This window comes from Nocardioides sp., from assembly GCF_016462705.1.
Classification (GTDB): domain Bacteria; phylum Actinomycetota; class Actinomycetes; order Propionibacteriales; family Nocardioidaceae; genus Nocardioides.
On sequence record NZ_JAEMSS010000036.1, the window covers coordinates 18049 to 27993 of the forward strand.

Below are 9945 nucleotides of genomic sequence, written 5' to 3' on the forward strand. Positions count from 1 at the left end.
CGGGTGATCACCGCGACATTTCCGGGCCCGTGCGAGGGGCGGTGCGAGGGGCTCAGGTCAGCGCGCGCAGGGTGGCGGTCACGACGACCGCGGCCGCGGCCGCCACCATCAGTGGCACCCGCAGCAGCAGCAACACGGTCCCCAGGAGCACGCCGACGGTGTCGGCCCCCACCGCGAGCCGCCGGCCGTCGGCCAGCACCGAGGTGACGACCAGGGCGGTCAGCAGTGGCGCCGCCGCGAACGACAGCACCCGCATGAACGGCCGCGGCAGCTCCCGGCCGCCGACGAGCACCGGACCGGCGGCCTTCACCAGTGCCGTCGTGACGGCCAGCCCGAGGATGAGCAGCCAGACCTCGGTCGTGCCGAGCGTCACGGGGCCTCCCCGGCGTCGGCGACGGGGTCCGCGCCCGGCGCGACCAGCCCGAGGAGAGCGGCGACGCTGGCGGCGAGGATCGGGATGCCCGGCGGCGTCCACGGGACCAGCGCCAGGGCGATCACGGCCCCCGTCAGGGCGACGACCCGCGCTCCGGGCCGCTTGAGCTCGGCGACCAGGATCGCCACGAAGAACACGGGGAACAGCGCGTCGAGGCCCCACCGCTCCGGGTCGCCGATCAGGTCGCCGGCGTACGCCCCCACGACCGTGCCGGCCAGCCAGGTGAGGTACTGCGGGAGGGTCGTCCCGAACAGCCGCCAGCGGTCGAAGGTGCCGTCACCGCGGCTGGCCAGGGCCCACGAGCTGTCCACGACCGCCTGTCCCTGGGCCGCGCGGGTGACCGGACCGCCCGGCAGCGACGGGGCGAGCGCGATGCCCATGGCGAGGAACCGGCTGTTCATGAGGGTTGCGGCGGCCAGCGCCGCCGGGATGCCGCCGCCTCCGGCCACGACCGACAGCGACGCGAACTGCGCCGAGCCGGCGAAGACCAGGCCCGCGACGGCGATCGCCTGCCAGGGCGTGAAGCCGGCGTCGGTGGCCAGGACGCCGAAGGACAGCGAGATCACGAACCCGACCACGCCGAACGGCAGGCCTTGGCGGAACCCCTGGCGGAACGACTCCCGGTCCTGCTCGGTCACGCCGGGGTCACGCGTCGGTGTTGCGCTCGGTGAGCGCCTCCGTGAGCAGCGCGACCAGGGCCTCGAGCTGGACGTCGACCGACGACGAGATCTCCTCGTCGGAGCCGTCGAGCGCGCGGGCGGCGAGGCCGGCCTTGCTGTCGATCAGCTCGGCGATCTTGGTGTCCAGGGTCTGCGAGGCGATGATCCGCCAGGCTGTGACCGGCTCGGCCTGCCCGATCCGGTGCACCCGGTCGATGGCCTGGGTCTGCTCGGCGTCGGTCCACGAGAGCTCGGCGAGCACCACGTTGGACGCGACCTGGAGGTTGACGCCGACACCGGCGGCGGTGAGCGAGCAGACGATGACGTGGACGTCCGGGTCGTCCTGGAAGGCGGCGATGCTCTCCTCGCGGGCGGTCCGGCTCTGGTTGCCGCGGATCGTCGAGTAGAGGATGCCGCGCTCGGCGAAGGTCTTCTCGGCGATGTCCATGACGTCGATGTGCTTGGCGAAGAAGACGACCTTGCCGACGTTGCGGGCCAGCTGCGCGGCGTAGTCGGCGGCCAGGCCGGCCTTGGCCTGCCCGAGCCGTCGCATCAGGGTGAAGACGTTGTCCTCGGACTTCGTCGTGGTCGTGTCGTCGCGTTCCCAGGTGGCCACCCGGCGGACCAGCTCGTGGTCGATGCCGTCGGGCCCGGTGATGGTCGGTCCGGACGTCCGGGTCTCGAGCGCCTTGTCGTAGCGGGCCACCAGCCGGCGGGCCAGCTCGCGCTCGGCCTGGCGGATCGAGCGGCCGGCGGCGTCGTCGAGCTCGACCGGGAGGTCGGCCACCCGGCGCGCCGGGATGTCGGCCGCGACGTCGATCTTGCGGCGGCGCACGATGCCCATCTCGATGACCGCCTGGCGGGCGGCGGCGTAGAACGGCGGGTCGGCGGGCGTGAGCCCGGTCTCCTCCAGCGCGGCCATCAGGTCGCCGAGCGGCTTCTTGTCGTCGATCCAGCCGAGGAACTGCCAGATCGCCCGGAAGTCCTCGATGTCGTTGATCAGCGGGGTGCCGGTGAGCGCCATCATCAGCGGGCGGGCGATCCGCAGCCGCATCTTGTCGGCGAGGGCGAGCACGTTCTGGGACCGCTGGGAGGACTTGTTCTTGATGAAGTGGGCCTCGTCGACCACCATCCCGCGCAGCCCGATCTCGCCCAGCCACCCGACGTGCCGGTCGAGGATCTCGTAGTTGACCACGATGATGTCGGCGAACGCGTCGGTGTCCTCCCCGTCACCGTGGATCACCGTCACCGGACGGTGCGGCGTCCAGAGGCCGGCCTCGCGGGCCCAGTTGGCCTTGACGACGTTGGGGACGACGACGAGCAGCGGGTACGCCTTGGCGGCCTCCGCGGCGAGCAGCGCCTGGGCGGTCTTGCCGAGCCCGGGCTCGTCGGCGAGCAGGAACGTGCGGTGACCGGCGGCCGCGGCCGCGACGAGCTCGGCCTGGTGGTGCATCAGCACCAGGTCGCCGGGGGCGTCGAGCGAACCCGGAGGAGGCAGGGTCATGCAGCTGACCGCCCCCGACGACGCCCGCTCGAACGAGCTCAGGAGGGGGCCGATGAGCTCCCAGGTCGCCAGCCGCCGGGGCTGCGCGGCGCGGTTCTGCGCCCCCGAGAAGTCAGGGGTCAGGAACGGGTTGGCCAGCTGTCGCTGGATGACCGACTGCGGGACCACCCGCTTGGTGGTGACCCGGGCCAGGGACTCGTCCTCGGGCTCGGGCTCCTCCTCCTCGGGCACCTCCGCGCCGGCGGCGACGAGCATCTCCCGCTTGAGGTCCTTGGCCGCGTCGGAGACGTCGGCGTCCTCGGCCAGGAGCGAGAGCAGGGAGGGGTCGCGGGCGGCGGTCTTGGCCAGGATCGTGGCGACCCCGTCGAGCCGCTTGAGCTGCTCGGCCTTGTGCGACTCCGAGCTCTCCGCGTCGGCGCGGACCCGGGCCCGCTCCTCGCGCACCAGCAGGGCCACGACCTGGAACTTGGTCCGCAGCGAGCGACGTACGTCGCCGCGCGCGACGCCGTTCTCGACCTCGCGCACGGCGCGCGCCAGCACCGGGATGATGCCCTCGTTGTCGAGGTCGCGCACACGCCTGCTGCGCTGGGCGGTCCGGGTCCCCCCGGACCTACGCTGGCCACGTCGGCCCACTGACTCCTCCTCTGGAGCACCCGTTCCGTACCACCGGCGGCAGCGGAAGCGGCCGCGTCGTCGGGACCGGGGACGGATCGCGCGGTTTCGCGACCGGCCGGCCGGCACCACCCCGATCGGAGGGCGGCGGGGCCGAGACGGCGACCCCGAGGCACCTCGCTGCGAGCGGGTGTGGAAGGAACTGTGCCCAGCATACCTGCGGGGGTGCCGTGTCTCACACTCGTCCCACCAGACGTCACCCGAGCAGCGAGGCCTCGCTGTCCGCGTGCCGCGCGGTCCACCACCGGCCCAGGGCGAAGACCACGGCGCCCACGAGCGTGCAACCGGTCATCACCGCACCCATCGGCACCGCCGAGCCCGCGCCTCCCAGAACCCCGGGCAGCGGCGTGGCGAGGGTGCTGGGGACGAACATGAGCAGCCCCAGGACCGCCGAGCCGGCACCGGGCAGGCCCCGCGCGTGCGCCATGGCCAGCCCCATGCAGTTCGTCATCACGAGCCCGGCGCAGACGGCGTGGGTGAGCACCGGCGCGACCATCAGCAACGGCCACGCCGAGGTCGAGGCCACGATCACGAGCAGGCAGCTGGTCGTGGCGCCCGGGAGCGCCCAGGCCACGGTGCGGGCGGGGTGCACCCGCCGGAGCGCCAGCCGCGCCGACAGCAGGCTGCCGCAGACCATGCCCAGGGCGTTCACCGCGAAGCTCGCTCCGAACGCGAGCGGCGAGAGCCCGAGCACGTGCTGGTAGACGAACGGCGAGGCCGCGACGTACGCCATCACGGAGGCCACCGCGCACCCGACGGTCAGGGCGTGGCTCACGAAGGCCGGTCGACGCAGCACCCGGAGCAGGTCTCCGTAGCGGAGCCGTGAGGTCCGCCTGCCCGGCGGCAGCGTCTCCCGGACGAGCACGACGCTGACCACGAGCTGGACGGCGACGACCGAGGCCAGGACGGCGAGCACCCCGCGCCAGGGCAGCATGGTCGCCAGGACGCCGCCGAGGACCGGGCCGGCCACGGGTACCAGTGCGTGGATCGTCATCATCACCGACAGGGACTGCATGCCGGCGTAGCCGTCGGCCAGGTCCGAGATCATCGCCCGCGCGATGACCATCCCCGCGGCCGCGGACAGCGCCTGCACGAAGCGGCCCGCGATGAGCAGCTCGATGGACGGCGCCAGGACGATCGCCACCGACGAGGCGAGGGTCAGCGAGCAGGCCACCAGCAGCGGGACCCGCCGTCCGAACCGGTCGGACAGCGGGCCCCAGATCGGCTGACCGACCGAGACTCCGACGAGATAGGCGGTCAACGTGAGCTGGACCATCTGCGGCGTGGTGCCGAGGTCGCGCTGGATCGCGGGAAAGCTGGCCAGGTAGAGGTCCACGGCCAGGGGGGAGGTCGCGGCGATGAAGGCCAGGACGAGCAACCGTCGCACCGCCACCGGTGCGGCCGGTGCCGGGACGACGAGCGCCGGCGCCGCGCAGGCGGCCGTCATGCTCCCCGCGTCGTCGCTGCCTCCTCCGCGAAGACGCTGTCCGGGCGGGGCAGCCCGTAGTGGTCGCGCAGCGTGGTGCCCTCGTAGTCCGTCCGGAACAGGCCCCGGTCCTGGAGGATCGGCACCACGGAGGACGTGAACGCGTCGAGGAGCTGCGGGTAGAGCGGCGGCATCACGTTGAAGCCGTCAGCGGCGCCGTTCTCGAACCAGTCGGTGATGATGTCGGCGACCTGGAGCGGCGTCCCTGCCACGACGTTGTGCCCGCGGGCGCCGGCGAGCCGGTGCAGCAGCTGCCGCAGCGTCGGCCGGTCGCGCTCGACGATGTTGGCGACCACCTGGAGGCGGCTGCGGTCGTTGTCCAGCACGTGGCCCGCCTGGCCGAACACCTCGACGGGGACGACCTCGTCGAGCTCGAGGTGGTGCAGCGAGATCCCGCCGAATCCCTCTAGCTGGGCCAGTCCGTACGCCGGCACCGTGAGCGAGTTGACGTAGTCCTGGAGCTCGCGGGCCTCCGCCTCCGTCTCGGCGATGAACGGGCTGATACCGGGGAGGATCTTGACGTGCTCGGGGTCCCGCCCGAAGGTCGCCGCGCGGGCCTTGATGTCGCTGTCGAAGGCCTGGGCGTCCTCGATGGTCTGGTGGGCGGTGAAGATCGCCTCGGCGTTGCGGGCCGCGAACGCCCGGCCCTGGTTGGACGAGCCCGCCTGCACCAGCACCGGTCGCCCCTGTGGGCTGCGCGGCGCCGCGAGAGCCCCCTCGACCTGGAAGTAGCGACCGTGGTGGTCGATCTGGTGCACCCTGTCGGGGTCGAAGAACCGTCCGCTGTCCCGGTCGGTCAGCACCGCGTCGTCCTCCCAGCTGTCCCACAGCTTGGTGACGACGTCGACGAACTCCTGGGCCCGGGCGTACCGCTCCTCGTTGCTGGGCAGCTGCGCCAGGTTGAAGTTGCGGGCGACCTGCTCGGACTGCGTGGTGACGATGTTCCAGCCGGCCCTGCCGCCCGAGAGGATGTCGAGCGACGAGAAGAGCCGGGCCAGGTTGTAGGGCTCGTAGAACGTCGACGAGGCGGTCGCGATGAGGCCGATGCGCTCCGTGCGGGCGGCGATCGCCGCCAACCGGGTGATCGGCTCGAGGTGGGCGGTCGGCCGGTAGGGCGTCGCGGCCCAGAGTCCGGGGATGTCGGCGAAGAAGACCCCGTCGAGCTTGGCGGCCTCCGCGCGCTGCGCCTGCTCGACGTAGAAGTCGATGTCGAAGACCCGCTCGGCGGCGGACTCCGGGTGGCGCCACGAGGCCTCGTGGTGGCCGGTGTCGTGCAGGAAGGCGTTGAGCGACAGCCGGCGGGACGGTGTGTGGGACATGTGCTTCTCCTTGGGTGGGTCAGGCCGCACGCCAGCGCGAGAACCGACGCTCGAGGGCGACCAGGCCGTAGTTGACGGCGAGCCCGAGGACCGAGGTGGTGATGATCGCGGCGTACATCTTGGGGATGAGGAAGTTGAACTGTGAGTAGCTGATGAGGAAGCCCAGGCCTGCGTTGGCGCCGATCATCTCGGCGGCGATGAGGACCAGGATCGCGGCGGCCCCGGAGATCCGGATGCCCGTGAAGATCGTGGGCACCGCGGCAGGGAAGACGATCTTGCGGAAGGTGGTGATGGGCGAGAGCCCGAGCACCTTCGCCGACCGGAGCAGCTGCGGGTCGACGTTCGCCACGCCGGTGATCGTCGACAGCAGGACCGGGAAGAAGCAGGCGTAGAGGACGATCGAGATCTTCGAGGTCTCCCCGATCCCGAGGATCAACGTGAAGACCGGCAGGATCGCCAGCGCGGCGGTGTTGCGGAACAGCTCCAGCACCGGGGTGAGGAGCTCCCGGGTCGGTCGGTACCACGCGATCGCCGCCCCGAGCGGGATGGCGACGGCGATGGCCAGCAAGAACCCCACACCGGAGCGGACCAGGCTCGCCTTGAGGTGGCGCAGCAGCTCGCCGCTGGTGGCCATCGACCACCATTCCTCCATGACCGTGTGCAGCGGCGGGAGGAAGTAGGGGTCGACCAGCTCGAGCCGAGGTGCGACCTCCCACAGGACGGCGAGCGTGACCACCCCTGCCACGCCTCGGCCGACGGTGACCGCCTGCCTCCGGCGCTGCGACACGCCCTTGGCATGCGCGAGCTCCTCCTGACGAGGGTTCGGGCGGGCCTCGGTCCGTTCCTCGATGAGACCGGCGCTAGGCGACACGGTGCACCTCCCGGGCGACCTCGGTCAGGGTCGGACGGGCGTGCTGCTCCCGCAGCAGCGACCAGACCTGGTGCCGGTAGTCCGCGAACTGGCGGCTCGCGCGGAGGTCGGTCTCGCCGGCGGCCTCCCGATCGAGGTCGACCCTGATGATCTCCCGGATCCGTCCCGGCCGGGCGCTCATCACCGCGACCCGCTGGCCGAGGAACACGGCCTCGTCGATGTCGTGGGTGATGAAGACGACGGTGGTGCCGAGGCGCCTCCAGATGGCCAGGAGCTCCTCCTGGAGACGTTCGCGGGTTTGGGCGTCGAGGGCGCCGAAGGGCTCGTCCATGAGCAGCACCTCAGGCTCGTAGGACAGGCTGCGGGCGATGGCGACGCGTTGCTTCATGCCACCGGACAGCTCGTGGGGGTAGCGGTTGGCGAACTCGGTCAGACCGACGAGGTCGAGGTAGGCGCCGGCGCGCTCGGCGCGCTCCCTCCTGGTCAGCCCACCCTTGGCCTCGAGGGCGAGCTCGACGTTGGCCCGGGCGGTGCGCCAGGGCAGCAGCGTGTACTGCTGGAACACGACGCTGCGGTCGAGTCCCGGGCCCGTGATCGGCGTTCCGTCGACAGCGAGGGTGCCCGCGCTGGGCTCGGCCAGTCCGGCGATCAGGTCGAGGACCGTCGACTTGCCGCAGCCGGAGGGGCCGACGAGGGTGACGAACTCCCCCGCCCGGATATCGAGGTCGACGCCCTCGAGGGCGACGAACTCGCGTAGGCGCTTGTCGTCGTCGCCGCGGACCCAGAAGGTCTGGCCGACGCGCTCGAGCTGGATGCGTGAACTCATCGTTCCTGCCTCATTCCGCGTAGGGGTTGTACTCGTTGGTGTAGACGTCGGACGCGTCGATCGCCCCGGTGTCGACATCGCCCCGGCTCTCCAGCCAGTCGAGCCACAGCTCGATGTCCTTGTCCTCGATGACCGGCTCGGCGGGGACGCCGAGGGTGCCGGGGAAGTTGGCCTCGACCGGCTCGACGTAGTCGCCGTAGCCGTGCTCCTCGAGGTAGGGGAAGAGGACGTCGAAGACCTCCTGCTTGTCGTGCGTCTCGACGAAGTTGACGGCCCTGGCGATGCCTTCGACGAGCGTCTTGGTCGTCTCGGGGTTCTGCTCCATGAAGTCGGTGCGCATCGACATGCCCCCACCCGAGTAGGGGCCGACGACGTCGACGTCGGTGACGACGGTGCGCAGCTCCATGCTCTTGGCGGCCTGCTGGTAGCCGAGGAACGCGAGCACCGCCGCGTCGACCTGGCCCTCCTCGAGCGCCTGTGGGGTGTTGAGCGGGGGCAGGACGACGAGGGTCACCTGGTCCTGCTCCTCCTGCGTGAGGCCCTCCTGCTCGAACCAGGTGTCCAGGACCGCCTCGCTGTTGGCGCCCAGCGTGTTGACCGCGATCTTCTTGCCGATCAGGTCCCGTGCCGAGGTGATCGGCGAGTCCGCGGGGACCACGAGCTTCTGGTCGAGCCCGTTGAGCGAGCCGTACATCGGCACGACCGCCTTGATCGGCACACCGGTCGCGACGAGCTGGGTGATGGCACCGAAGAAGGCGCTCGCCCCGATGTCGGTCTGGCGGGAGGCCAGCGCCTGGAGGCTCATCGGGCCACCGGTCGTGTCACCGACCTTCTCCAGCTCCAGACCCTCGAGGTAGCCCAGCGCGTCCGCCAGCTGCAGCGGGTCGACCGCGCCGGCGTACGACTGGTAGCGGATCGTGGTCACCTCGCCACCGCCGTCAGCGCCGCCCGCCGCGCCGCCACAGGCGGACAGCGGCAGCACGACCGCGAACAGCGCGGTGATCCAGGTGATGGTCCGGCCGATGCCGGAGTTCATGATGCTCATCGGGTCTCTCTCGTGAGTGGTGTGGCTTCGGTGGACGTGGGCGTGGTGGTCTCCGTCCTCGCCCGTGAGAGGCGCCCGAACTCCGAGCGGTGGAAGACCAGCGGGGATCCCGGCCGCGGCGCCTCGTCGTCGTGCTCGACGCTGTGCAGCCGCAGGAGGACGATGGTGTGGTCGCCGGCCTCGACCTCGCGGTAGAGCGAGCAGTCGAAGCGGGCCAGCCCCTCCTCGAGGAGGACCGCTCCGTCGCCGGTCACCCGGACGGGCACGTCGTCGAACCGGTGGTCAACCGGACCGGCGAGCTGGCGACAGACGTCGCCGTGGTGCTCGGCCAGCACCGTCACCCCGACATGGCCGGCCCGACGCAGGTCGGGCCAGGTCTTCGAGGTCCGCGCGATGCTGAACGAGACCAGCGGTGGATCGAGGCTCACCGAGGTGAAGGAGCTGGCGGCCAGCCCGACGAGAGCGCCGTCGACCTCGGCCGCCACGGCGACCACCCCGCTCGGGAAGACCCCGAACGCCTGGCGGAGCCGGGCCGGGTCGAGGTCCTGGTTGGTGGTGAGCGGAGCGGTCACGGGGATGGCTGGGACGGCGGTCATGCCGGCGCTCCTTGCAGTCGGGGTCGGTCGAGCAGGGCGGTCACGAGCGGTCGGGAACGCACCAGCCAGTCGGCGTACGCCGCCGGGTCGTCGTGCTGCTTGTCCAGGACGTAGAGACCTCCGGTCGGCACGGACGCCCCCAGGTGGCTGAGCAGCGGGGCCAGCCCGACCTCCGGAGCGAGGGCGTGCCCGGCTCCGGCGCCGAGCATCAGGGGGACGGCGACGCCTCGGAACCGGCCGGCGGCGAACCGGTCGAGGAAGAGCTTGAGCAGGCCGGTGTACGTCGCCTTGTAGGTCGGGCTGGCGACCACGACGAGGTCGGCCTCCGCGACTCCGTCGACCAGCGCCTCCACGCCGGGATCGCCCCAGTCGAGGAGGGCGGGACCGACGGCGGCGAGGTCGACGACGAGGTCGGGATCCGCGCCGGTCAGCTCCTGCAGGAGGTAGGTGGCCGCCGCAAGGGTGCGGCTCGCCGGGCGGGGGTTGCCGACGACGACGGCGGTGCGGTGCGTCATCGCGGGCTCAGATCTGCCC

At 71.8% G+C, this 9945-nt stretch carries 10 protein-coding genes; all 10 read right to left on the reverse strand.

Going from position 1 to position 9945, the window contains the following annotated elements; genetic code table 11:
* Nucleotides 1-52 precede the first annotated feature (52 nt).
* On the reverse strand, nt 53-373 hold the full coding sequence (locus tag JHD21_RS06830) for an AzlD domain-containing protein (RefSeq protein ID WP_292672729.1): 321 nt from the start codon (nt 371-373) through the stop codon (nt 53-55).
* Nucleotides 370-1071: an AzlC family ABC transporter permease gene (locus tag JHD21_RS06835; protein WP_292672731.1), complete on the reverse strand. Its 702-nt coding sequence runs from the start codon at nt 1069-1071 to the stop codon at nt 370-372. The genes JHD21_RS06830 and JHD21_RS06835 overlap by 4 nt, the downstream gene beginning before the upstream one ends.
* Nucleotides 1072-1078: 7 nt before the next feature.
* Complete coding sequence (locus JHD21_RS06840) at nt 1079-3169, reverse strand: DEAD/DEAH box helicase (protein ID WP_292672733.1); 2091 nt, start codon at nt 3167-3169, stop codon at nt 1079-1081.
* Nucleotides 3170-3464: 295 nt separating this feature from the next.
* Complete coding sequence (locus tag JHD21_RS06845) at nt 3465-4715, reverse strand: multidrug effflux MFS transporter (protein ID WP_292672734.1); 1251 nt, start codon at nt 4713-4715, stop codon at nt 3465-3467.
* Nucleotides 4712-6073 carry an LLM class flavin-dependent oxidoreductase gene (locus JHD21_RS06850; RefSeq protein ID WP_292672736.1) on the reverse strand — a complete coding sequence of 454 codons (1362 nt, stop codon included), beginning with the start codon at nt 6071-6073 and terminating at the stop codon, nt 4712-4714. The genes JHD21_RS06845 and JHD21_RS06850 overlap by 4 nt, the downstream gene beginning before the upstream one ends.
* A 19-nt stretch (nt 6074-6092) precedes the next feature.
* Complete coding sequence (locus JHD21_RS06855) at nt 6093-6818, reverse strand: ABC transporter permease (RefSeq protein ID WP_292672737.1); 726 nt, start codon at nt 6816-6818, stop codon at nt 6093-6095.
* 115 nt (nt 6819-6933) lie between these two features.
* The gene (locus JHD21_RS06860; RefSeq protein ID WP_292672739.1) at nt 6934-7770 is read right to left on the reverse strand and encodes an ABC transporter ATP-binding protein; all 837 of its coding nucleotides are present in this window, start codon (nt 7768-7770) and stop codon (nt 6934-6936) included.
* Between the two features lie 10 nt (nt 7771-7780).
* A complete protein-coding gene (locus tag JHD21_RS06865; protein ID WP_292672741.1) occupies nt 7781-8815 on the reverse strand; it encodes an ABC transporter substrate-binding protein in 1035 nt (344 codons plus the stop codon).
* Nucleotides 8812-9411 carry a flavin reductase family protein gene (locus tag JHD21_RS06870; protein ID WP_292672744.1) on the reverse strand — a complete coding sequence of 200 codons (600 nt, stop codon included), beginning with the start codon at nt 9409-9411 and terminating at the stop codon, nt 8812-8814. Before JHD21_RS06870 ends, JHD21_RS06865 begins: the two co-directional genes overlap by 4 nt.
* Nucleotides 9408-9945, reverse strand: a 538-nt coding sequence (locus JHD21_RS06875) for an NAD(P)H-dependent oxidoreductase (RefSeq protein WP_292672746.1), incomplete at its 5' end; no start/stop codon positions are given. The genes JHD21_RS06870 and JHD21_RS06875, both read right to left, overlap by 4 nt.